We start from the raw sequence: 25,552 nt of genomic DNA, 5'->3' as shown, positions 1-25,552 counted from the left end.
TTTTACGATGGTGTAATATGTCTTAAGGCCATTTTCATTCCTTACTTTCGAAAAATGGCATCCATACATCATTGCATTTTATATATTTAACTTTCAGTGTCAGGCCAATTTTTAATTCTTGATCAGAATCAACCAATAGTTGTGTCAACATTGATGGACCTTCTTCTAATTCAACAACCCCTAAAACATAAGGTGTAACTGCTGCCCATGCTGGATGACCAGGTCTATGGACGACGCTCCACGTCTTTAACGTTCCTTTTCCAGAAGCAGGTTTCCACTCTAGTTGATTACTCCAGCAATGTGGACAATGGGAACGAGGATAAAAAACCCATTCACCACAATCACAGCATTTCTGCAAAATAAATTCTTTACGAGCCACCGCGTCCCAGAACGGCTTCGTGATTGGTGTTACTGTTGGACCTGGGACCGTTAAATTTTCAAATTTCTCTATCATGATTCCACCCCCAATATCAGAGCAGCAGCCTCACTCAATGTAGCTCCATTCCCGGTTATCAGAGCATGATGTGCATTTGGAATTTGTCGCAAATCTGCTTCATGTCGTAATTGATGAACAGCTTCAATAATATGTGACATTCCGCCAGCGAGATCTGCCTGACCGAATCCTAATTGTCCCCCATGGGTGTTAAGTGGCCATTCGCCATCATGACCGAAAGAGTGCTCCTTCATCCAGGAACCAAATTTTCCAGGAGCACATAGACCTGCATTTTCCAATGTTTGTGCAACTACACTTGTATAGCAATCATATAGAGATAGTAAATCCATATCTTGCACGGAAAGTCCTGCTTGCTCCAACGCTCTTGGGATCGCATAGCTTAGCGGTGCATGTTCCAATGATGGTGCTTGACTAACGGCTCGATGAGTGATTTTTTCACCCGCCCCGAGTAAATAAACGGGCGGACGTCCTCCCCTTGAGGCATTTTTAACGGAGGTGACAATGACCGCTGCCCCACCTGCTACAGGCATCACAATTTCAAACAAATGCAAGGGATCCACAATTAGCGGAGAATTCAACACGTCCTTAACTGAGGCTGGTTTTCCGTATGTAATAGCTTTTGGGTTTAACTGCGCATTTTTTCGTGCCCAGTGAGCAATAAGTGCAAATTCTTCTTGAGTCGATCCATACTCTGCCATATGCCGACGCTTTAACAGCGCATAAGAGGTGTTTGCACCAGAAGCGCCAAATGGAACGTCAAATTCACGAATTGGGTTACGGTTTGGCGAACGTAAGGTTTTCCCTTTTTCATTGATATTTGCTAGCACACATACGACTGTTTCACACATTCCCGCTTCAATCGCAGCCGCAGCTCTCCATATCATTCCCGCACCAGTTGCGCCTCCTAGATCGACTACATTTGACATTGTCGGTTGAAGACCTAGGTATTCTGCGACAGTCGCTGGAACATGCTGAGGAGTCTCGCCTACTTGGGGACCAATTAATAAACCATCTATCTCGTCTTTTTCGATTCCGGCATCTTGAATGGCTAGTCTTACTGACTCGGCAATTAATCCAAGTGTCGTCGCCCCCTCGCTATAACGGACTGGAGTAAGCTCTCCAATTCCTATAATTGCACCTTTTGCAACTCGACGTTTAACCATTTATAAGAAACTCCTTTCAGACAAGCTGCTAAATTCTTCTAGGCATTCTGGATTGGCAAGTGAACCCTTGTTCTTAATTGACTGTCCAAGCACAGTTGAACGAACTGCCCCCTCTACCTTTTTTCCGTTAATTGTATAAGGAATCTCTTTGACACTGTAAATACGTCTTGGCACATGTCGTGGCGAAGCTTTTTTCCTGACTTCCTTACGGATATGTTCTACTAATGTACCGTCAAGTTGCCCATCCTCAGTAACGACACACAGCACAATCTCCTCGTCATTATCAACAGGGAAACCAAAAACGATCGAGTCCTGGACTTGTGGAATTTGCTCCACAACACGATAAATCTCCGCAGTTCCAATCCGCACGCCTCCAGGATTAAGCGTGGTATCAGCTCTTCCGTAAATGATCAACGATTGCTCTATTGTCTGTTCAGCAAAGTCACCATGTGACCATATTCCAGGACGTTCTGCAAAATAGGCGGAATAGTAGCGCTTATCTCCGTCTTCTCCCCAGAATGTAATTGGCATACTTGGAAAAGCCTTCGTACACACTAACTCCCCTTTTTGATGGATGACAGATACACCTCGGTTATCGAGCACATCAACTGCCATTCCAAGTGCTTTACAGGTGATTTCCCCCCGCCTTACTGGATGCACAGGGGAACCCATCACAAAGCATCCGATGATTTCGGTACCACCTGAAATCGAAGCCAACATGATATCCTGCTTGATTTCGTTATAAATCCAGTCATATTGTTCTGCTGCTAACGGTGCTCCACAAGAAAGGACACTTCTCAATCGGGACAGATTATGACTTTTCCCTACCTGATACCCCGACTTCATTAAGGTATCTAAATACTTCGGGCTCGTTCCGAAATGTGTAAGTCCAATTTCTTCAGCTATCTCCCAAAGTATCCCCACATTCGCTTTAGGTATAGGTGACCCATCATAGAGAAGAATCGCTGCACCACTGGCTAATCCTGAAAGAAGCCAAGGGTACATCATCCATGCAGTATTTGTGTACCAGAACATGATATCTCCAGCTTTCACATCACAATGCAACTGGTGTTCCTTCAAGTGTTGAATTAATGTACCACCGACTGAATGAACAATAGCCTTTGGCAGTCCAGTAGTCCCCGATGTATAAAGGATGTAAAGAGGATGATTGAAGGGAACTCGAGTAAACTCTAAATCAGAGGATCCATTTTGACATAGCTCCTGCCAGCTCATTACGTTCGTTGTTTGATTTATGGATAAATTTGCGTCTTCAGATAAGGTTACGATCGTTGAAACATCGTTCAGTACCTTACTTACAGCTGAGATGTTCTCTCGAATATCATAAAACTTTCCATTATATTGATAATCCAAAGTTGCAATTAATACCTTTGGATGAACTTGCCCAACTCGATCAATAATCCCCTTTGAACCAAAATCAGGGGAGCAAGATGTCCAAACAGCGCCTAACGAGGTGGTTGCCAATAAGGCTACGAAACTTTCTATTCCATTTGTTACAACTCCAGCAACACGGTCTCCAGCACTTACTCCTAAACTCTTCAACCCATACTGAGCCCTTGCCACCATATTTCGCAGCTCTCCCATTGTAATCGTTTGAGAGACGCCATTTTCGTTTGCCTCAATAACTGCTTGCTGCCCGTCATCACCACGTAAAATGTTTTCTGCAAAGTTTAATCTAGAATTAGGAAACCATTGGGTACCAAGCATTCCCCCATCGCTTGGTGGAACCATAATTTTCACGCCTTTATCTCCAATAACATCTGAAAAATCCCAAACTGCTGACCAGAATGTTTCAGGCTGAGCGACCGACCAGCGATGAAAGCGTTCATAGGGCAGGAGCGGAATACCCACCTTTTGTGAAAATTTCATCAAATTTGACTGTGAAATCCATGTTTCACTTGGCTCCCATAGAACCTTGGATTCTAGTATATTATGTTGAGTTGTCATTTCTCTTCCTCCCTCATACTAAGAGAAGCTTTATTCTCTCTGCACCTATCCCTTAGTCATCATTCAATAACACCTTTACATTCATCCCCTACCTTTAGAGGTAGGGGATTTGCAAATTAAAGTTAAATTTCACAGGCATACGTTACAATTGCACCTCTAAGACGTTGTGCTTCCTTATAGGTACATCTGTTTTGAACAACCTCAAGACCCGCTTCCTTTGCAACCTCAACTGCCCTTGGAGAAATGACTCCTTCTTGTAGCCAGAAGACCTTAGGCTGTATTTTTGCTGCTTCTACCGCAACGCCAATTGCCGCTTCAGGGCTGCGGAATACTTGAACGATATCAACCTTAACCGGAATAGATGTTAAATCTGGATATGCCAGTTCACCGAGTACTTCAGTTTCCCTTGGATTAACCGGGATAATTTTATAACCTAAACGCTGCATTTTCCGTGCAAGTCTGTAACTTGGGCGAGCTGGATTACCACTTAGACCAACAACCGCAATCGTTTTTGCACGCTGAACTTCCTTTCCATCAACTTCTTCACGGATAAATGTTGATTGAAGTGCCCAGCGAATGACTCCCTCATCGTTAACTGCTGTTTCACCTTTTTGTTCACCTTTTGATGAAATACCTGTCGCTTCATAAAATGCCTGATCCAAGTCATTAACTAAATCACGGTATGATTCAATACCAACAGATAAACGGATTAATTCTTCACTTACTCCTGTTTTTACTAACTCTTCCGCACTTAGCTGCTGATGAGTTGTTGAGGCTGGGTGAATAATAAGTGACTTGGCATCTCCAACATTGGCCACATGTGACCATAACGCAATGTTATTAATTACTTTCTTACCAGTTTCTCTACCACCCTTAATGCCAAAGTTCACGATAGAACCATATCCGGAACGCAAATATTTAGTAGCTAGTTCATGTGCTGGATGCTCTTCTAGACCAGGGTATGAAACCCATTCAACCGCAGGATGGTCTTTTAAGAATTTTGCAACTTTCAATGCATTTTCATTATGCTTTTCGATTCTTAAGTGTAATGTTTCAAGACCCTGTATCAATAGGAATGCACTATGTGGACTTAAAGATGAACCAAAGTCTCTTAATAGCTGCACTCTAAGCTTTGTACTAAATGCTAACGTTCCAAATTCATTCGCATACTTAATCCCGTTATAGCTTTGATCTGGCTCTGTAAATCCTGGGAACTTTTCACTGTTCCAATTAAAACGACCTCCATCAACGACTAACCCACCAATAGTAGTTCCATGACCACCTATCCACTTTGTTGCGGAGTGAACCACTATATCAGCACCAAATTGGATTGGTTTACAAACATATGGAGAAGCAAATGTATTATCAATAATGAGCGGTACTCCATTTTCATGTGCAATCGCTGATACCGCTTCAATATCTAGCACATGCAAGCTTGGGTTTCCAATCGTTTCAGCAAATACGGCCTTTGTTTTCGGCGTAATCGCTTTTCTAAAATTCTCAGGATCTGTTGGATCAACGAAATGAGTCTTGATTCCATATTTCGGAAGGGTAACAGCGAAAAGATTGTAAGTTCCGCCATATAAATTTGAAGCTGCTACAATTTCGTCTCCTGCTTGTGCGACGTTCATAATGGATAGTGCAATTGCGGCCATTCCTGAAGATGTTGCTACAGCTGCGACACCATCTTCCAACAACGCAATCCGTTTCTCAAGCACATCAACAGTCGGGTTACCAATTCGAGAATAAATATTACCTGACTCATCAAGACTAAATAGACTTTGAGCATGATCTGTATTATGAAATACGAAAGAACTAGTTTGATAAATTGGCACTGCACGTGAACCAGTTGTTGGATCTGGAGATTGACCTCCATGTAAAAGTATCGTTTCATCATCATACGTTTCATATTGTTTTGTCATTGTTTAAACCTCCAAGTTAATTTTCAAGAGTTTTCTTGATTAGTTGATTACCCTTTTACTTTATGTAAATAAAAAGCCCCCTCAACATAAGAAGAGGGGGCCTCATCTTATCTTTCAGATGCTTTTGCATCTGCAGGAATTAGCACCTTTTCAAGCTTTAACTTGAAGGTTGCTGGACTTCTACGGGCCTGTTCCCTCAGTCACTCTGGATAAGAATTCTTTATTAATTTGACGTGATAACACGTTAACACTTCAACCATATAAAGTATTATAAAATACATCATTTTTACAGTCAATGTATTTTTTGAAAAATTCATGTTTTCTTATAATTGCCTCTAGTCTTTTTTAACAATAAAAACCCCTTCTATAAGAAAACAGAAGGGGTACAAGAACATACATCAAACATATTCGTTCGTCCACCTTCTCATCTTCGGAATAGAAATACTTCCTCTGAACTTGGCACCGGGCATTCAATACTGGTTGCCGAGGCTTCGCAGGGTCAGTCCCTCCACCTCTCTTGATAAGAAGAATCGCATTATTAAAGGATTTAATAAGAATGTTAAAACATTTTAGACTACTTAGTCAATACCTTTTTTAATAACGATAACTGGAGTTTCGTTTTTACTTCCATGTTTTATAAAAGGATTCTACCTATTTGACTACACCCCCTCTTAGTCTAATCAATAAACAATCATTTAATTTTTATAGATTAAATGATAAAATTGAACTAAAACCTAGTACTTTCGTTTCATAACTTTACAAAGGTAACTGTTAATAGGAATATTTTAATTTACGTCATAAGAAAGGCGACTCCCTATGCTTAAGCAATTAAAAAAATGGAACACATTACGCAATCAAATATTGTTTATCTTTTTATTTGTAATGATTATCGTCCTTTTGATTGTAGGTCTATTAACATTAAGACAGGTTTCCACTCTATTAAAAAATAATGCTGAAAAGCAAATCCACCAGGTTGCAATCGAGGCTAACGGCAGAATTGATTCTTTGTACGAACAAATTAATATGTCTTCAAAACTTGTAATTACAGATGAAAGAGTTCAAGAAATCCTCACAAAAATATACGACGGAAAAGAGATCTCGTTTCATGATCGTCAACAATTAATGGGACAAGTTAATCGCATTATGGGGAACACCGATGGTATCTTTTCGTTTCAGATTTTTTCAAAGGAACAGCAGCGCGTCATTCCTCTTGATGAAGACCTATTAAAAAACCGAATAGATAAAAAGTGGGTTGAAAAGGCAAATGACGCAAAAGGTGGATTAGTTTGGATTGGAGATGATCCCCAGGATAAAAACAATTTCCTTGCCATCCGTAGGGTTAGTTTAATCGAACGGAAATATAAAAATGGCGGATACCTCTTAATAAGCATTAACCGAGATCATTTTCAGTTTGCAAAATCAAACAACCAATACTCCATTCTTTTGGACGAAAATGAAAAGCCAATTGTTCAGAATTACAATGGTGACATCTTAGAAATCATTTCAAATCCTGGAGGAACCATTCACCTTAATGAAGGCGATTACATCGTAAACAAGGAAACCTCCAATCTCACAGGATGGACTGTCCTGATTTTAACTCCTGTAAGTGAACTTACAGAGGGACTTGCGGGAATTCGGACAGGGATTATCTTATCTGGAGTAGTTGGCGCGATTATTTTTATGATTTTTTCATTATTTTTGTCAACAGTTATTACCCGGCCAATTGTCCGACTAACAAAAACAATGCAGTATGCTGGCCAAGGTACCTTAACCCTGAACCCCGAGGTTTCGTCGGTCAATGAAATCAACGAACTAAATAGTACGTACAATCAGTTGGTGAAGGAAACTAACCACCTAATAAGAATGGTCTACCAAAAAGAGATATTACGGAGTCGAAGTGAGTTAAAAGCACTTCAAGCACAAATTAATCCGCATTTTCTCTTCAATACTCTTGATTCTCTCCATTGGTCACTTGAAGAAAAAAATGAAGATGAATTGTCCGAAGTTGTCATTGCCATGTCAGATTTATTTCGTTACACAATAACCAAAGAGACCGACGATGATTGGGTCTTTTTAAAGGATGAAATCAAACACATTGGTGACTATATGGAAATTATGAAAATGCGTTTTGGAGACCGCTTGGATTGGCAAGTCTCAGTGCCACAAGAATTTGAGAAAGTTCGAATTCCAAAGCTAATTATCCAGCCGCTTGTTGAAAACGCAATTCTGCATGGAGCCGGAAACAAAGTTGGGGATAGTCTAGTTACTGTTACAGTCGAACCAGTTAAAACCGATGTGATTAGGATTGCTGTAGAGGATAATGGACCTGGAATGAAGTTAGAGCGTATTCACCAAATTCAAGAATCGATGAATAACGGAGCTGTCGCTTCGTCAAGAGGAAAGGGAATAGCCATCTCTAATGTAAATAAACGTTTAAAACTCTATTACAACGAGAAATTGCATAGTGAACTTTTAATTGAAAGTGAGCCAAATAAAGGAACACGAATTTCATTTGAAATTCCGATTAGGGGGAACTAGTATGTATATCAAAAATATTGTCATTGTTGATGACGAACCAAGAACAAGGCAAGGCTTGCATAGAACGTTGGAAACTTGGAATAGTGGCGAATTTTCAATCCTCACTGCCGAAAGCGGTGAGGAAGTTTTACAAATTGCGGAAAAGCAAAAGATTCATATTTTGTTATCGGATATTCGGATGCCTGAGATGACAGGTCTTCAACTTTTAAAATCAATACAAGAAAAAGGAATGTCCCCTGTAGTCATTGTCATATCTGCATACTCCGAGTTTGAATACGCCCAAGAAGCGCTTCGACTTGGTGTTGTCAATTATCTCTTAAAGCCTATTAGCAAAAGCAAGCTTATTGAGGCGGTTGAAGAAGCAGTACAGGTTTTGGAAAAACAGTTCAGAGTTGGAATGATTGAAAAAGTGGTCGATGAAAAAATTGTTGATGCCACAACCAAAATTGATACAACCTCAGATCCAATTCGTGAAGCCCTAACCTACATAGATCACCATATCAAAGATGAAATCACTCAGAAAGAAGTTGCAGCCCATGTCCATCTAAACCCAAGTTATTTTAGTGTGCTATTCAAAGAGGAAGTCAATGTGAATTTTAGTGAATATATAACAAGACGTCGAATCCAACATGCAAAAGAACTGCTCCTTTCAACCAAGCTTACGATCAATGAAATTGCTGATGAAGTCGGCTACAAAACTGCTAAATATTTCATTAAGATTTTTAAAGAATATGAGGATATGACACCAACTGCATACCGAAAAACCAACAATGAAAGGGCTTTCTAAAAATAGTAGTATTTTTCCCAATCACCGTTCCCTTTTTTGATAGTTTTCAAGAGTGTAGACTTAAAGTGTAAGACAAAGAGGAAAACAAATTAAGGGGGTTTTGAATAATGAAAAAGAAAGCGTTTACTACCGTGTTATCTATGGCACTAGTCGGTGGATTACTTTTAGGAGGTTGTTCTTCATCTGATGATACAGCTAAAGAATCCGGTGGGTCCAGCAGTGACAAAACAGTTGTAAAAATGATGCATTTATGGCCTGAAGGCAGCTCAAATGCACAGTTCACAATCGTAGATGACATTATCAAGGCATACGAAAATGAACACCCTGATGTAGACATCCAAACTGAAATTTTAGGAAACGAGCAATACAAGGAAAAGATCAAGGTTCTATCTGCTTCAAATGAACTTCCTGATGTTGGTATCACATGGGCAGCTGGCTATATGAAGCCTTTCGTTGATGGAAATATGTTCGCACCACTAGACGATATCGTTCAAGCAGATAATTTCGTTGCTGGTACTCTTGATGCTTTTTCAGTTGACGAAAAGACGTACGCTCTACCATTAGAATTAAACATTACTCCAGTTTATTACAATAAAGAAATCTTTGAAAAATACAATCTAGAAGCTCCAAAAACTTATGATGAATTCTTAAACGTGGTTGAAACCCTTGCTGATAACGGTATTACACCAATCACGTTAGGAAACAAAGACCGTTGGACAGGTTCTATGTGGTATATGTACCTTGCAGATAGAATTGGCGGTCCTGATGCATTAAATAATGCAATCAATCGCACAGGAAGCTTTGAGGATCCAGCTTTAGTAAAAGCGGCTGAAGAGGTTAAAAACCTTGTAGATATGGGTGCTTTTGTTAAAGGTTTTAATGGTCTTTCAAATGATGAAGCAAAAGGTTATTTCATGAACGAACAAGCGGCTATGTATTTAATGGCTACTTGGGAATTACCAAACTATACAACTAGCCCTGATGTAGATCAGGAATTCAAAGACAAAATCGGTTATTTCAAGTTCCCTACCTATGAAGGTGGTAAAGGTGACATCGACAGCTATGTAGGTGGTCCTGGTGTTGGTTTATTCGTATCTGAACAATCAAAAGTAAAAGACGAAGCGAAGAAATTTGTTTCTTACTTGGTTGATGAGTGGGGCAAGCGTTCAGTTGTTGATGCGGGTGTTATCCCTGCAACAGTTGTAGATACATCTAACGGCGAACTTGACCAAATGTACATTGACATTCTTAACGACCTAGGGAATGCGACAAACTTAACACTTTATGCGGATGTCCAAATGTCTGCTGGTGTGGCTGATGTGCATTTAAATCAAATTCAAGCATTATTTGGCGGTCAAACAACACCTGAAGATTTCGCAAAAACGCAAGAGGAAGCTCTAGCTGCCGAAAAATAATCATGGCTTAAATGACAGAGGGCATATTGCTTGTAAATATGTCCTCTTCTTTATAGAAAGGAAGGGGCAAAACCATTATGAAAAATGTGATGTCGAATAAATTCGTTATCGCCCTTTATACACTCCCTGCATTACTTCTCATTTTAATCCTTATTTATATCCCTATCGTGTTATCTGGTTACTACGGCCTTATGGATTGGGATGGAATTGGTCAAATGAAGTTTATTGGATTAGACAACTACATTACCTTAATTCAAGATAAATTATTCTGGTCCAGTACATGGCACTCATTTTTATTAGCCATTTTTTCAACCGCTAGCTTGCTTCTTTACTTGAGCATTTCACTCGTTTTAGCTAGCAAAATCAAAGGTTCTGACCTTTTACGGAAGATTTATTTAATTCCAATGCTATTATCATCTGTGGCAATTGCTCAGCTTTGGATGAAAATTTTTGACCCAACAAATGGTATGGCAAACAAGCTGCTTGAGTTCTTTGGCGTTGAAAATACACCAATCTGGTTAGCAGATCCAAAGATTGCACTTTATGCGATCTTTATTCCAATCATTTGGCAGTACGCTGGATTTTATATTTTGATTTACTATGCAGCATTGAAAAATGTACCTGATGAAGTCATTGAAGCTGCAAAAATTGACGGTGCAAGCCCACTCCAAATCGCTTTTAAAATTAAATTACCACTTATTTCAGGCGTGTTTAAAGTAACGATCATGCTTGCTGTAGTGGGGTCATTAAAATATTTCGATCTAATTTATGTAATGACTGGTGGAGGACCAAATGGCGCTAGTGAAGTTATGGCCTCATACATGTACAAGGAAGCATTCAAATTAAACAACTTCGGCTACGGAAGTGCAATTGGATTCGGACTATTAGTGATTTGTCTTGTCATGACATGGTTAACCTCTCAATTAACGAAATCTAAAGACGATGTTCAATTTTAAGGAGGAGTGAGTTAAAAATGAGTGAGGTTCGTACACAACAAGTAAAACCAAACCTTTCCGTACCAAAATCAAAGAAATCCTTCTTGAACAAAATTGGCTTTGGATTTCTTTATCTCTTACTTGGGACGTTTGCAGTTATTCAGATTTATCCATTAATTTGGTTGGTGTTCTTTTCCCTAAAAACCAACAAAGAAGTTTTCGGAATGTCTCCTTTCGCTTTACCACAGAGCCCACAATGGGAGAACTATACGAAAGCTTGGACATCTGGAAATATCGGAGTCTACTTTTTCAACAGTGTATGGATTACCGTACTTTCTGTTGTCCTAACAATCATTCTTGCTAGTTTAGTAACATTTGCAGTAACACGAATGCACTGGAAATTAAGTGGTCCTGTTTTAGGGTTGTTCTTAGTCGCTTATATGATTCCGTTACATTCAACCTTAATTCCACTATTTAAAATGTACAACAGTGCAAACTTAATTGATAACCCATTATCAATTGTATTATCATATACTGCTTTTAACTTACCTTTAACAATCATGATTTTACTAGGTTTTTATAAAACCTTCCCTAGGGAAATCGAAGAAGCGGCAGTTATGGATGGTTGTTCTGTCCACCGAATCTTTTTCCAGATTACACTACCAATGACAGTCCCAGTGCTATCAACAACTGCCATCATCAACATGATCTACAACTGGAACGAGTTCGTGTTTGTAAATACATTTATCAGCTCTGATAAATGGAAAACATTAACGGTTGGTATCAATAATTTCGTTGGTCAGTATTTAACAGATTGGGGCGCTATCGGCGCAACGCTCGTCATCAGTATCGTGCCGATCCTCATTGCATTCTTATTCTTAAGTGACAAGATCGTCGAAGGAATGGCAGCAGGTTCTGTTAAGGGATAAGTCTTTTCGAAAATAAGATAGAATGTATTACAACTACATGCCTTATGCAAAAATAACTACCACAGTCTTTTGAATTGAGGACTGTGGTAGTTTTGTATTATCCCCAAACTTTTATATAATTTTTTCCTGCTTTTAATGATGCGATTGGTCCTATTACACTCTTTTCTTCCCGTTGGTTTCCTAAAAAGTCAGTACTAAGAACGACTTCGCTTCCATCGGAATTTTCAAATTCCGCGTCTACAATACGGACTCTTTCCAACGTAGTCGTAGATTGAATCTCTCCAAGGAATGTCTCGAAATTTTCAGGGAGTTCTAGTGAAAGATATACTTCATTTCCTTCTTCGGTAATTTTCACATTCGGATCAAAAATTGCTTCCATTTTCTCCTTTTCTCTTTCGAAGGATTCTGCACCTTTAAGGTACGCATTATGATTAATATAAACCGGTTGCTCAACTGCATTAAATGCTTGATGATCCCCATCTTGTTGATGTACAGTTTCAATGTATTCCTCCAGGGAAGTCGTGTATCCGTTGTAATGCGCCGTACCAACATTTTCTAAAGTCTCATCACCGATGAAAATATTGTTAAAAAAGCGGTCATCACCACCATAAGTAACAGCAAATCCAGCTATCTCCGTACTATGTGGAACATGATATGGAGTTGCACGATCGAGCATTTTCCGGTGAACCATTTTACCTCGAATTAAATTATTTACATAGGCTCCACCTTGAGCATGATTATCTAAAGCATAGTCCGCTGTTAATATGTTGTGATCGACAATATAAGGACCACTACTTACTTCCACAAATAAGTCTCGACTATTTCGGTAGTACAGATTTCTACTGACTCTAGTTCCTTGTGTCTGCCAATCTAACCAAGTGCCTAAAGAGCAGTCATGAATCCGATTATTGTGGATTTGCACATCAATGGCTGCGTGTAACTTGATGCCTCCAATTTCATGTCCATAGAACTCGCGCTTTATGCCTATATTATAAATATGATTTTGATAGATTTCGCTAAATACACAGCCAAGATGACCTACAACACCATTTTGACCACAATCATAGATTGTATTGTTTCTAATAATATGAGAACCTATTTTTTCCTTGCTCCATCCTCCAGCCTGTTTGGCAAGAAAAACGGATTCAAGCTGGTATTGGTAACCTGGCTTATCCTTCCTTTTCGTACGATAATTATTGCCTGTCGAAGCCTCTTTCCCAATACTAATCCCACTACACTTTGAATCATGGATAATATTATTCTCAATAATCCAACCTTTACTCCAATGAGGTCCAATTAATCCTGGTTGGTCAGCTGTAGGTGGAGTCCACGGTGTCGCCGCTTGACACATTTCAAAACCACGTACGGTAATATAATCTATACCAATTTGATCTGGGTAAAAACAAGCTTTTCGAACATTAATTTCCACCAATTCTTCATTTGGATTCGATTGGTGAAAATTCGCGTAGATGGTTGTATTCTTTTCATCGACTGTTGCATACCAAACGTATTTTGTTTGCTCTGGGTGAAGTACTGGTACAATTGTTTCCGTCCAGTGGTCTAACACTTCCGTTTTTACTTCAGGGTTGTATAATTGTTCGCGATTCTCAGCTTCATAAAAGGACATGCCATTGAGATAAACATCACCTAAATGTCTACCAGGATTATACACAATCCAATCTCCAAAAATTTCTTCTTTATACGGGTTATAGTCTCCGAAAAATTCGTTTGGTAATGTGACTTTCCATACTGTTCCTTCCACTTGTTCCCATTCTTGTATCCGTTCGGAACCTTTAATAACAACCTTCTCACCTTCGGCTGCTTGATATGTAATTCTTCTATATTCACTTAGTCCTGCATTTTTCGGTTTGACCCATTCTCGATACACTCCTTCATGGACAATAATCGTATCACCCGCTACAGCAACGGAAGCTGCCCTATTTATCGTTAAGAATGGATCTTGTTTTGTTCCCTGTGCGTGATCCGAGCCATTTTTAGCTACATGATATTCAAAAGCCATTATACTTCTTCCTCCCTTAGCTATAATATACGTTCATTATAGTTGGAAAAAGCTATACCTTTCTATTCAAAAAATAGTATAATTTAAGACAATATTAGTGTTTTTCTCTACTTGATTTAGGGGGGCGTAGCTTGTGGCTTTTTTTGAACATCATGGAGTAGAAGAAAATGAATTATTTCACACTGCTACACTCTCTAATTTTTCCTTTCCCCTCCACTTTCACCATGCTTATGAACTAATCATTGTAAATGAAGGAGAATTAGTAGTAACGATTGATCAAAAGGAGTATTTGCTACAAAAAAATGATGCAGCCTTTGTTTTTAATAACCAGATGCATGAATTTAAAACAATGAATCATTCTACTATTTCCATCGTAATCTTTTCACCGGAAATGGTCGGGGACTTTTTTATGAATTATAAAGGATACGTTCCACAGAATAATATCATTCACCTAAAAGCTATTCTAACTAAGCTGGATTCTATTTATCGTCAAAAAAGTTTCCTTTATAATGTTTGTGGTATTTTAGTGGATAACACCGAATTTATCCCTGTTGAGTACTCACCAAAAACAAAAGTGTTACATAAAATTCTACTTTATGTAGATAAGAATTATAGTGAAGAGTGTACCCTGAAAGTGATCGCAAAACATCTAAAATATGATTATCCCTATTTATCCAAGCTATTTGTTCAAATGACCAATCTACCCTTTACAGAATATCTAAATCATTATCGAATTACCCAGGCTTGTTATCTATTAAAAAACAGCGAGCAGTCCATTACCGAGATATCCAGTAAATGCGGTTACAATAATCTCAGGTCGTTCAACCGTAATTTCAAAAGGATTACAAAAAATTCACCTAAGAAATATAGAGAATATCATAGGAAGCAACCTTCTATGCTGTAAAAAAACAGCTAAATAACTAAAATTAATATTGATAACTTATTCATAAAAACAGAAAAAATCCATTTTACAAATAGTGTAAAATGGATTTTATTATTATCTTTATTCTTTTTAATAATCGTTTCGATAAAGAGAGTTATTAGTGAAGGCTAAGCTTAGGGAGAACTCACTTTTTAAGTCCTATTCCTTCTTCCCCTGCTTCTTCTCCATCTTTTTGAAAGCCCGGTAGCACACTGCCATGATAATCGCTCCGGCTAAACTACCCCCAAAGAAAAAACCTAAGCCGGGAATGTATTTCACCACAAAAAACACTGTCACAAGGCTCACAATCATCACAAGATTCTCAAGCGGATTAATTAGCATCAGCAAAAATGCGTTTTTAATAATATGTACTATCTTAAGCTCATAGTGGACGAATACCGGAAAAATATAGAGCAGAGTCAACACGGCTAAAAACATAAACAAATAAATAGGGATTTGAATCACACTAAAATTCTTCACAAACACTAAATCGAGGATGATTAGACCGCCTACTATTACAATAATCAATCCAAGTCCATTACTTTTCAAAAATTCCACTTTATATATACTCCAAAAGGTATGAAAAACAGGAATATCAGTCTCGCCCATTAACCATTTGCGAATGACCGCAAACATCGCCATTGTTGCCGGAAAGAATCCTAAGACAATGAGACCGACCAATGAGAATCCAAGCCAAAGTATGTTGATATATGCAAATTTTGATATCCATAATGAAGCAGCATAGGCCCGATTTGCCGTCTTGCTCATCAAATCCCCTCCACCATCATTCCACACACACATGTTTTCTTAAAAAAATTTTATCATAATTACTCTTTAAAATCCTTTAATAGCTCACTTACTGTAACGAAGTGGTAGCCTTGATCCTTCATCCTCTGAACTAGCATTCGAACCGCTTCAACTGTTTGAATGCGATTTCCATATCCGTCATGAAAGATTAGGATACTCCCCTTTTTTACACATTTTAGTGATGCCTCAAAAATGTGTTCAACACCAGGCTGCTCCCAATCACGTGCATCCAAATTCACAGCACCAATCATTGAATAGCCTTTTTTATCAAGAACCCTACAAACTTCATCATTATAATCAAAATAAGGTGGTCGAAAGAGGACTGGCTTTTGACCAACCAATTCCTCTATTACTATCTCATTCCGCTCAATCTCGCCCAAACATTCCTCATTATTTACCTTTGACAAAAATGGGTGTGAGTAAGTATGATTTCCAATTTCGTGACCTTCATTAGCAACTCTTTTAACCAGTTCAGGATGGTTCTCCATTTCTTCACCAACCATAAAAAAGGTTGCACTCCCGCCAACCGATTTAAATATGTCAAGGATTTGCGGTGTGTAAATGGGATGTGGGCCATCATCGAAAGTAAATGCGACTACCTTTTTTGAGATTGAGAGTCCCTGAAACATTTTCATTCGGCTTCCTCCAAAAAAAGAATGAGACCAAGCTCATTCTCTTAATAGGCACCTCTGATATAATCTTTTACATTTTCATGGTAAAAGCGCTGAATCTTTCCCTTTTCTTCAAATGAAAAAGGTTTTGTTTCCAATGTAGTTAAATTGTCTTGAACCTGTTTAACATTTTTGAATCCAGGAATAATACATGTAATCTCTTCGTGGTCTAAAATCCACCGAAGGGCTGCACTTGCCATTGAATTTCTTCCTTCTGCAATCCAGGTTAATTGTTCAGCAAGTTCCACACCCTTTTTAAAACCGAGACCAGCAAACGTTTCACCTACATTGAATGCCTCGCCATTTTCGTTGAAGCGACGGTGATCATCTTCTTCAAAAACATGATTTGCTGTATATTTACCAGTAAGTAAACCGCTTGCAAGTGGCAATCTGACAAGTAGGCCAACACCTTTTTTATAAGCCTCTGGGATTAGAGCTTCCAACGGCTTTTGGCGGAACATATTAAAAATAATCTGCAGGCTCTTCACGTTTGGATTTTCCAGGCAAATTAACCCTTCCTCAACAGTCTCCACACTTACCCCATAGTGACGGATTTTCCCTTCACTTTGCAAGCGATCAAGAACTTCAAATACACTGCCATCCCTTAAAATTTCGGTCGCCGGACAATGAATTTGATACAAATCGATTGCCTCTCGGTTCAATCTACGAAGGCTATCTTCGCAGTAACGATTTACTTGTTCGTAGCTATAATTTTTCGGGTCAAAAATATCTCCTTGACGACAGAATTTTGTCGCGATATGTATACGATCTTCTTTGCCCTTTGTTGCTTTGGCTAACAGTTCTTCACTATGACCGTCGCCATATACGTCTGCCGTGTCAAAAAAGTTAACCCCTTGGTCAATTGCATATTCCAAAGATTTCAACGCTTCTTCATCATTTGTCTTTCCCCACGCGCCTCCAATTGCCCATGTTCCAAAGCTAACTTCACTAATCTCTAACCCAGTGTTCCCTAGTTTACGATAGTTCACAGTTATCTCTCCTTCAAAGAAACCCCACAGTGCTGTGGGGTTCATTTTATTTTCGAAACTCTCTCAATTGCTCATTCATCGCCTTAGTTTGTGCATAGACCTGTTGATAGATTGCAAATACCTTCTGATATGTCTCCACATTTTCTGGAATTGGTTCATATGTTTTGGAGGTTTGTAAGAATACATCGGCACACTCTTTTAATGTGGCGAACCAGCAACAGCCAAATGCAGCAAGCATGGCAGCCCCCATTCCAGGACCTTGTTCAGATGTTAATTTTTCTATTTTCGCATTAAAAATATCAGCCTGCATTTGTAACCAAGTTTCATTTTTCGCACCGCCACCGATTGAAATAATTGTATCAATCGTTTTACCACTGTTTCTAAATATCTCGATCGAGTCATTTAACGAAAATGTGATACCTTCAAGGACTGCCCGTGCAAAGTGCTTTCGTTCATGGGCTGCATCAATGCCTATGAAACTGCCACGAATAGTTGAATCTGCATGTGGAGTCCGCTCGCCAACGATGTAAGGAGTGAATATTAATCCATTGCTACCAGCTGGCACTTCATCGATACCTTCTAAAAATTGATCAAAGGCTTCTTCTTTTGCAAAAGTATCCTTGAACCAGCTTAAGCTATAACCCGCGGCAAGTGTCACACCCATCGTATAATACGTATTTTCTTCCCCATGGTTAAAATAGTGAACCTTTCCTTTAAAATCAAGGTCATTACGTTCTTCATAAGATAGCACAACACCAGATGTTCCAATGCTGCAAAGCGTTTTTCCTTCTGATAAAATCCCTGAACCAATCGCACCACAAGCATTATCCGCTCCGCCAGCAAAGACCTTTGTTTCACTAGAAAGACCAGTTGCCTCGGCAAATTCAGTTGTAATCGTACCTACAAATGCATGTGATTCCACTAATGGAGGACAGTATTCAGTTGAAAGACCAAAGGTCTCTAACACTTCCCGACTCCATTCGCGTTTTGACACGTTCAACATCAATGTTCCAGCTGCATCAGAATACTCCATATTTACGGCACCCGTAATTCGGTAGCGTAAATAATCCTTAGGGAGCACGAACACGCTAGAACGTTCAAAAATTTCTGGTTCATTCTCTTTTACCCACAGAATTTTCGGTAGCGTAAACCCTTCTAGGGCTGGATTCTTTGTTACCTCTAATAATCTTTCTTTGCCGAAAGTGTCATAGATTTCCTTACATTGCTTGGTTGTTCTTGTATCATTCCAAAGAATAGCATTTCGCAATACTTGGTTTTCTTCATCCAGTAGAACAAGTCCGTGCATCTGTCCGGAAAAACTGATACCCTCAATATCCTTGATATCTCCATCAAATTGTTCAACAAGTTCCTTAAGACCGGCTGTTGTTTTTTCGACCCACTCTTCTGGATTTTGTTCACTATAACCAGATTTTTCAATAATAAGAGGATATGACTTCGATACCTCGCCTGCCACTTCTCCATCTTGATTCACAAGTAATATCTTAACCGCACTTGTTCCGAGGTCCACACCGATTACATATTTCATACGAATCATCCTTTTCTATGAAAATGTGCTGGAGCAACATACATCCAGCACATTTTTAAGTCTATGAATTAAAGAGTCTCTAATAGATATTGATTTATTAATCCTTTTAAGCGTTCTGTTCTGCCAGATGTATTTTTGATTTCTGTTAATCCAAGTGCATATGCCTCAAGCTCACGGAAGTTTGTTTTTCCTTCAACGATATCTAAGCCGATACCCTTAGTATAACTGCTATAGCGCTCTTCAACAAAGCTATCAAGAACTTTATCCTCAATTAATTTATTCGCCACTTTTAATCCGATTGCAAATGCATCCATACCTGCGATATGCGCGTGGAATAGGTCGTCAGTATCGAATGAACCTCTTCTTACCTTCGCATCGAAGTTTAAACCACCCTTACCAAGTCCACCATTTTTCAAAATTTCATACATGGCTAATGTGTTCGTGTAAAGGTCTGTTGGGAATTCATCCGTATCCCATCCAAGTAATGTATCCCCTTGGTTTGCGTCAACTGAACCAAGCATACCGTTGATACGTGCTGTTCTTAACTCATGTTCAAATGTATGGCCAGCAAGTGTTGCGTGGTTTGCTTCAATATTAAACTTGAAGTAGTCTGTTAAGTCATATTTTTGCAAGAATGCTAGACCAGTTGCTACGTCAAAATCATATTGATGTTTTGTTGGCTCTTTTGGTTTAGGCTCGATTAAGAACGGTACATTTAAGCCGATTTCCTTCGCATAGTCAACTGCCATGTGGAAGAAACGAGCTAAGTTGTCCATCTCAAGCTTCATATCTGTATTTAATAAAGTTTCGTAGCCTTCACGTCCACCCCAGAACACATAGTTTTCTGCGCCAAGTTCTTTTGCTACTTCTAAACCTTTTTTCACTTTCGCTGCAGAGTAGGCAAACACATCTGCATTAGGAGAAGTTGCAGCACCATGTGTATAACGTGGATTTGTGAACATGTTTGCTGTATTCCAAAGTAATTTAACCTTGCTAGTTTTCATGTAATCTTTAATCATCGCTACAATGACATCAAGATTTTCATTTGTTTCCTTCAATGTGCTTCCTTCTGGTGAAATATCTACATCATGGAACGCAAAGAATGGAACATCTAATTTCTCAAAAAGCTCAAATGACGCTTCAACGCGGGCCTTTGCTAAGTCTAATCCTTTTAAGTGATCCCATGGACGGATTGCAGTTCCGACTCCAAATGGGTCTGAGCCATTTGCAGTAAATGTGTGCCAATACGCTACTGAGAAACGAAGAAGTTCCTCCATTGTCTGACCATTGATTTTTTCTTCTGGATTGTAATATTTAAATGCAAAAGGATTTGTTGATTTTGGTCCTTCATATTGAATTTTGTTCACTGATTCAAAATAAGCCATGGGGTGTTCCTCCTAGTTTTTTATAGTTTTTATTCATGTAAATGCTTTCAAAACAATATCTAAAACTTATAATCTATAAGCTTTTTACACCCCAATTATAGCACCGTGTTTTTAGTTTGTCTATATGATAAACTAAGTACGGGTAAAGTTTTTACTTTGCTTTCTTCAATAAAGGGAATTTTCACCTGATACTCTTAATTACAATAAGTCTACCGTTTGTATATTCATCATACTAAGTTTTGTGATACAATTGAAAAAATACCAAATAAGGAGTTTTAAAATTGGGAACGATGACATGGAATCAACAGGTTGTGAAAAAAAATAATAAAGCACTTGTTTTGCAACTAATTATCGAAAAAGAGCCGATTTCACGAGCAGACATCGCTCAAGTTTCAGGCTTAAATAAAACCACTGTTTCAACATTAGTAACTGAATTATTAGAGGAAGATTTGATTTTCGAATCGGGTCCTGGGGTTTCAAGTGGCGGACGCCGTCCTGTCATTCTCCATTTTAATAAGGATGCGGGGTATGCAATCGGGGTTGATATCGGTGTAAATTATGTGCTATCTGTCCTCACCGATTTAAAAGGCAATATACTAATTGAAAAAAATCAAACTGTAACTCGCACCTCATATGCAACAATCATGAGTGTTGTCCAAGGTATGATCCAGTCGTTAATAGCCGAAATGCCTAAAAGCAGATATGGTATTGTTGGAATCGGGGTTGGTGTACCGGGAATCGTGAACAATGAGGGTGCCATCCTTCTTGCGCCAAACCTTGGTTGGAGCAATATCCAGTTTAAAGAAGATCTCGAAAAACTTTACAATGTTCCTGTTATCATTGAAAACGAAGCAAATGCCGGAGCTGTTGGTGAACAGCAATTTGGTGCCGGACAGGACCAAGACAATATCCTTTATATTAGCGCAGGTATTGGAATCGGTGTAGGAATCATTGTCAACAAAGAACTTTACAAGGGTAAGAATGGATTTTCTGGTGAAATGGGCCATATGATTATTGATATGAACGGGAAACGCTGTAATTGTGGAAGCCGTGGCTGTTGGGAAGCATATGCATCAGAACAGGCTCTACTAGAAATGGCTGACTCAAGAGTTGAATCATTGGATGAGCTCATCCAATTAGCAAAAAACGGCGATAAAAAAGCAAAAGAGCTATTTGAAACGATTGGCAACTATCTAGGATTTGGTATTAATAATATCATTAATACATTTAATCCAGAGCAGGTCATCATCGGAAACCGACTAGCACTAGCAAAAGAATGGATTGAAGCACCGATACGGAATACAGTTGAAAAACACACACTCTCATTCCACCAAAATAACCTGTTGCTCAACTTTTCAAAGCTTGAAAAATACTCTACATCCCTTGGTGTCTCAGCATTTGTGGTTGATAACTTTATCAAAGTATAGACTAGGAGTAGATTTGCCTGCCTCTTCCCCCTGCTTCCCATTATAAGCAGGGCTTTTTTACAAAAAAAATCGACAGGCTGAACCTGCCGATTCCTTCTCTCTTATTTATCACCATACGGATCAATCGTTTGGATCGTTCCATCTTCATTGTATTTTAGCTCTGTGAATTTAACACTACGCTTATGGTTAACCCCATTTGATAAGGAACAATCGTGATAAAAAAGATACCATTTGTCTTTAAATTCGACGATTGAATGGTGAGTAGTCCAACCGATAACAGGTGTCAAAATTGTACCTTTAAATACAAATGGTCCCTGCGGATTCTCGCTGACAGCATATACAATTTTATGAGTGGAACCAGTTGAATATGAGAGATAGTAAAGTCCATTGTATTTATGAACCCATGGTCCTTCAAAATATCGACGGTCCTCGTCACCTGCTAAGATTGGATTTCCCTTATTATCGACGATTTTAATTTCCTTAGGATCATTTTTAAAAGTAAGCATATCGTCAGTTAATTCAGCAACGATTGGTCCCAAAGCTGGTTCTGTTGAAGCTGGTCCTTCAGTAACTTCTGCTTTAAAAGTGCCAGTCTGCCATTTTTCTAACTGGCCGCCCCACAGTCCACCAAAGTACATATAAGCCCGGTTATCATCGTCCACAAAAACAGCAGGATCGATACTGAAGCTCCCTGGAATATAGCTTTTCTCAGGTGTAAAAGGTCCTGCAGGACTAGCACCAGTTGCAACTCCAATTCGGAAAATGCCATCCTTATCGCGTGCCGGGAAGTAAAAATAATATTTGCCGTTTTTATATGCAGCATCTGGTGCCCACATTTGTTTACTTGCCCATGGCACATCTTTTACGTGAAGCACTTCCCCATGATCTACAACAGGTCCGTCTATATCCTCCATGGATAAAACATGGTAGTCTTCCATTTTATATTGGTCCCCATTGTCATTGGACGGTTCATCGTGTTCAAGGTCATGAGAAGGATAAATATAAAGCTTGCCTTCAAAAACATGCGCTGATGGATCTGCCGTAAAGATATGTGTAACGATTGGTTCATTAGGTTTTGTGTTTTTCATCATAACAGCCTCCAATAACTTTTATGATACTTATACCATTATTATAATCATATCGCGTTGACTTTGTATAGTGAAACAACTAACTTTTTTTAAAAACAGAGGCTTTTCTAAAAAAACGTTGAAGCCTGAAACCACTTTTCGAACCCATCGTTTTTACTGTAATCTTTACCAACCAAAAACATTATCCAGTTATTTGGAAATTATGGATACATTTATTATTTCATGTATGGGAATGCTCGTACTGTAGCCATTTTGGGAGGAAGTTTTTTTAAATGGAAATTGCTATTATGGGGGCTGGACTTTCAGGTTTAGCGTGTGCCATTACCCTTGAAAAGAACGGGATAGCTCCAACCATTTTTGAAAATAGAAGCAAAGTGGGAGACAGATTTGTTAATGGAGAAGTCTTACTAGACATCTTTACTCGACCAGTCCAGGATTGCATAGCCTCCTTGTCAGATGATTATGGAATTTACCTTAAACCAACATCAAGCATTCAGAAAATGGAGCTTTTCTCAAAAAGTGAAAAGGCAGTCATCGAAGGGCATCTTGGGTTTACAAATATACGTGGCAGAGATGAGGATTCATTTGAATTTCAATTAAGGCAACAAACGAAATCACCGATTCATTTCAACTCAAAGAAAACATATGAAGAATTGCTTAGTGAATATACCCATGTGGTCATAGCAACTGGAGATGGCGCTTATGCAAAGGAGACTAAAAATTTCAGAATAGATTTATCTGTGTCTATAAAAGGCGCAACTGTTGAAGGTTCTTTTGATCGTTATACAGTCATGGCTTGGATGGATTATGACATGTCTCCCTATGGGTATTGCTTCCTTATCCCATACTCAGAAAAAGAAGCATGCATTTCGATAGCCATTCCGGATTTACCTGAAAATAACGATGTGAACATCGATCAGCTTTGGGAAGTGTTTTACCATAAGGTTCGCTCATATCTCAAACAGGAATTACCCATTACAGATCAGTTTCAAATTACTCATTATCTAATGGGAATCTGTCATTCTCCCCGGATAGGCAATACCTTCTACGTTGGGAATAATTTTGGTACGATGATGCCTTTTATGGGATTTGGTCAGTATGCATCGATAGTAAGTGGAGTATATGCTGCCTATGATTTATGCGGGTTGGGTGATTATCATAAATTAATGGAACCGCTTCGTCAAAGCTACGAAGATGCACTTGTGTTAAGACGAACAATGGAGCATTTGTCCAATGAAGGACTAGACCGAATGATTCGGTCCCTACAAGGATACTGGGGTGAAACTTTATTTCTTACAAAAACAATTAATCCGATAAGAGTAGCAAGCTATTTACTTCGCCCATATATAAAAATAAAAAAAGGGATGATGTCCTAATGAGTGACCCAAAGTCAATACCCTTAACCGCTTCAGAGCTAGGCTATCTTTGGACTGGTTACTCGATTAATGAAATGTCAATGTGGTACTTAACCATATTTCAGGAACATTCGAAAGATGGAGAAATTAAAAATCTATATGAGTATGCTCTTGAGAACACGATTAAAATGCTTCGAACTCGAAATGAGATTCTTAGTAACGCAGGCTATCCAATCCCAGTGGGTTTTTCTAAATCGGACATTGATAAAAACTCACCTTCTTTATTTTCTGATCGCTTCTTGTTAATTTATCTACATAAGGCTACTAGGCTCGGCCTTGAATTTCATTCAAAAGCACTCTCTTTATCCACAAGGGCTGATGTCCGTAAATATAATATGGAATGTTTACAGTCTACCATTGGGCTATATGAAAGAGTGGTTGATCTCCTTCTATCCAAAGGTATATATTGGCGAACACCACATTTACCTACACCAACGTCGCCAGAGCATATCCATAGAAGCAGTTATCTGAATGGCTGGTTTGGAAGTACCCGCCCGATGAACAGTATGGAAATTGCCAATTTATATTCAATCATTGACCTACTCAACATCACGGAAACTCTCTTTACAGGTTTTGCTCAAACCACGGATTCAGTAGAAACGCTTGAACTTCTTTCGAATGGAGTCACGGTTGTTAAAAAACAAAGTCATGCCTTAACTGACTTATTGCAGGAAGAGCACTTACCAACCCCACCTGTTTATTCTGCAGAAGTAACGGATTCTAAGAAAAGAGTTTTCTCTGACCGAATCATTGTTTCCCACATGGCTGGGTTGTTTGGAAGTCTATTATCCCTTTACGGATATTCACTTGGATCGGTTATGAAGCATGATTTACTTGCAGCCTATATTGCACAAATCGCCAAAGCTGGCGCATTTTCAGAAAAGGTTACGAAATTCCTCATTAAAAAGGAATGGTTGGAAAAAGTACCTGGAGCCATTCAGCGAGAACTATAATATAACCTTGTATCAAAGAGCCCAATTCAATTTGGGCCTATTTTTTTACATTTGAATCCTCATTGAACCTCTACTATTAAAATACTTTTCTACAATCCCCTAGTTTTGTAGTATAAAATGATGAATAAACAAAGAGTTCATTTAGGTTTAAATAATGTTAAGAAATTCTTAAGACTTTTTGATATGGAATGTTAAGATTTACCGGTTATGATAGAACCAAT

20 protein-coding genes and 2 riboswitches are annotated in these 25,552 nt (G+C 38.8%); of the genes, 9 read left to right on the top strand and 11 right to left on the bottom strand.

The window, feature by feature from the left end:
• Positions 1–34: 34 nt before the first annotated feature.
• The 4 genes from DZB84_RS13170 to DZB84_RS13155 all read right to left on the bottom strand — a co-directional run bounded on the left by DZB84_RS13170 (position 35) and on the right by DZB84_RS13155 (position 5,504).
• Positions 35–454, bottom strand: coding sequence for a Zn-ribbon domain-containing OB-fold protein (locus tag DZB84_RS13170; RefSeq protein WP_116352724.1), 420 nt, complete (start codon positions 452–454; stop codon positions 35–37).
• Positions 451–1,617 (bottom strand): thiolase family protein, encoded by a 1,167-nt coding sequence (locus DZB84_RS13165; RefSeq protein WP_116352723.1) that lies wholly within the window; start codon positions 1,615–1,617, stop codon positions 451–453. The genes DZB84_RS13170 and DZB84_RS13165 overlap by 4 nt, the downstream gene beginning before the upstream one ends.
• Positions 1,618–3,582 carry an acetoacetate--CoA ligase gene (locus DZB84_RS13160; RefSeq protein ID WP_116352722.1) on the bottom strand — a complete coding sequence of 655 codons (1,965 nt, stop codon included), beginning with the start codon at positions 3,580–3,582 and terminating at the stop codon, positions 1,618–1,620. It abuts the gene before it with no gap.
• Positions 3,583–3,704: 122 nt separating this feature from the next.
• Positions 3,705–5,504, bottom strand: a complete 1,800-nt coding sequence (locus DZB84_RS13155; RefSeq protein WP_116352721.1) for a PLP-dependent aspartate aminotransferase family protein — start codon at positions 5,502–5,504, stop codon at positions 3,705–3,707.
• A 104-nt stretch (positions 5,505–5,608) separates the two neighbouring features.
• Positions 5,609–5,720: riboswitch (SAM riboswitch) on the bottom strand.
• 205 nt (positions 5,721–5,925) lie between these two features.
• Positions 5,926–6,031: riboswitch (SAM riboswitch) on the bottom strand.
• Positions 6,032–6,320: 289 nt separating this feature from the next.
• Here DZB84_RS13155 and DZB84_RS13150 point away from each other — a divergent pair.
• The 5 genes from DZB84_RS13150 (at position 6,321) to DZB84_RS13130 (ending at position 12,108) form a co-directional block, all read left to right on the top strand.
• Positions 6,321–8,042 carry a sensor histidine kinase gene (locus DZB84_RS13150; protein WP_116352720.1) on the top strand — a complete coding sequence of 574 codons (1,722 nt, stop codon included), beginning with the start codon at positions 6,321–6,323 and terminating at the stop codon, positions 8,040–8,042.
• A 1-nt stretch (position 8,043) separates the two neighbouring features.
• On the top strand, positions 8,044–8,829 hold the full coding sequence (locus DZB84_RS13145; protein WP_116352719.1) for a response regulator transcription factor: 786 nt from the start codon (positions 8,044–8,046) through the stop codon (positions 8,827–8,829).
• A 107-nt stretch (positions 8,830–8,936) separates the two neighbouring features.
• Positions 8,937–10,244 carry an extracellular solute-binding protein gene (locus tag DZB84_RS13140; protein WP_116352718.1) on the top strand — a complete coding sequence of 436 codons (1,308 nt, stop codon included), beginning with the start codon at positions 8,937–8,939 and terminating at the stop codon, positions 10,242–10,244.
• Positions 10,245–10,321: 77 nt separating this feature from the next.
• Positions 10,322–11,200, top strand: a complete 879-nt coding sequence (locus DZB84_RS13135) for a carbohydrate ABC transporter permease (protein WP_116352717.1) — start codon at positions 10,322–10,324, stop codon at positions 11,198–11,200.
• A 17-nt stretch (positions 11,201–11,217) separates the two neighbouring features.
• Positions 11,218–12,108 carry a carbohydrate ABC transporter permease gene (locus tag DZB84_RS13130; RefSeq protein WP_116352716.1) on the top strand — a complete coding sequence of 297 codons (891 nt, stop codon included), beginning with the start codon at positions 11,218–11,220 and terminating at the stop codon, positions 12,106–12,108.
• A gap of 97 nt (positions 12,109–12,205) precedes the next feature.
• On the opposite strand, the gene DZB84_RS13125 is transcribed toward DZB84_RS13130, so the two are convergent.
• Complete coding sequence (locus DZB84_RS13125; RefSeq protein WP_116352715.1) at positions 12,206–14,128, bottom strand: right-handed parallel beta-helix repeat-containing protein; 1,923 nt, start codon at positions 14,126–14,128, stop codon at positions 12,206–12,208.
• A 133-nt stretch (positions 14,129–14,261) separates the two neighbouring features.
• On the opposite strand from DZB84_RS13125, the gene DZB84_RS13120 reads away from it, so the two are divergent.
• Complete coding sequence (locus DZB84_RS13120) at positions 14,262–15,032, top strand: AraC family transcriptional regulator (RefSeq protein WP_116352714.1); 771 nt, start codon at positions 14,262–14,264, stop codon at positions 15,030–15,032.
• 177 nt (positions 15,033–15,209) lie between these two features.
• On the opposite strand, the gene DZB84_RS13115 is transcribed toward DZB84_RS13120, so the two are convergent.
• The 5 genes from DZB84_RS13115 to xylA form a co-directional block, all read right to left on the bottom strand.
• Positions 15,210–15,818, bottom strand: a complete 609-nt coding sequence (locus tag DZB84_RS13115) for a YesL family protein (RefSeq protein WP_116352713.1) — start codon at positions 15,816–15,818, stop codon at positions 15,210–15,212.
• Positions 15,819–15,877: 59 nt separating this feature from the next.
• Positions 15,878–16,492, bottom strand: a complete 615-nt coding sequence (locus tag DZB84_RS13110; protein ID WP_116352712.1) for a polysaccharide deacetylase family protein — start codon at positions 16,490–16,492, stop codon at positions 15,878–15,880.
• 41 nt (positions 16,493–16,533) lie between these two features.
• Positions 16,534–17,517 carry an aldo/keto reductase gene (locus DZB84_RS13105; protein WP_116352711.1) on the bottom strand — a complete coding sequence of 328 codons (984 nt, stop codon included), beginning with the start codon at positions 17,515–17,517 and terminating at the stop codon, positions 16,534–16,536.
• Between the two features lie 46 nt (positions 17,518–17,563).
• Positions 17,564–19,063, bottom strand: coding sequence for a xylulokinase (gene xylB, locus DZB84_RS13100; protein ID WP_116352710.1), 1,500 nt, complete (start codon positions 19,061–19,063; stop codon positions 17,564–17,566).
• Between the two features lie 68 nt (positions 19,064–19,131).
• Positions 19,132–20,448 carry a xylose isomerase gene (xylA, locus tag DZB84_RS13095; RefSeq protein WP_116352709.1) on the bottom strand — a complete coding sequence of 439 codons (1,317 nt, stop codon included), beginning with the start codon at positions 20,446–20,448 and terminating at the stop codon, positions 19,132–19,134.
• 281 nt (positions 20,449–20,729) lie between these two features.
• Between xylA and DZB84_RS13090 the strand changes: the two genes are divergently transcribed.
• Entirely contained in the window at positions 20,730–21,875 is a 1,146-nt protein-coding gene (locus DZB84_RS13090) for an ROK family transcriptional regulator (RefSeq protein WP_116352708.1), read from the top strand.
• 101 nt (positions 21,876–21,976) lie between these two features.
• Here DZB84_RS13090 and DZB84_RS13085 read toward each other — a convergent pair whose 3' ends face one another.
• A complete protein-coding gene (locus tag DZB84_RS13085) occupies positions 21,977–22,966 on the bottom strand; it encodes a glycoside hydrolase family 43 protein (RefSeq protein ID WP_116352707.1) in 990 nt (329 codons plus the stop codon).
• A 269-nt stretch (positions 22,967–23,235) separates the two neighbouring features.
• On the opposite strand from DZB84_RS13085, the gene DZB84_RS13080 reads away from it, so the two are divergent.
• Positions 23,236–24,339, top strand: a complete 1,104-nt coding sequence (locus DZB84_RS13080) for an NAD(P)/FAD-dependent oxidoreductase (RefSeq protein ID WP_116352706.1) — start codon at positions 23,236–23,238, stop codon at positions 24,337–24,339.
• Positions 24,339–25,331 carry a DUF3231 family protein gene (locus DZB84_RS13075; protein ID WP_116352705.1) on the top strand — a complete coding sequence of 331 codons (993 nt, stop codon included), beginning with the start codon at positions 24,339–24,341 and terminating at the stop codon, positions 25,329–25,331. Before DZB84_RS13080 ends, DZB84_RS13075 begins: the two co-directional genes overlap by 1 nt.
• Positions 25,332–25,552: the final 221 nt, after the last annotated feature.

Source organism: Bacillus sp. HNG (assembly GCF_003400205.1).
Taxonomy (GTDB): Bacteria; Bacillota; Bacilli; order Bacillales; family Bacillaceae_L; genus Ferdinandcohnia.
This window is presented reverse-complemented; position numbering and strand designations above follow the sequence as displayed.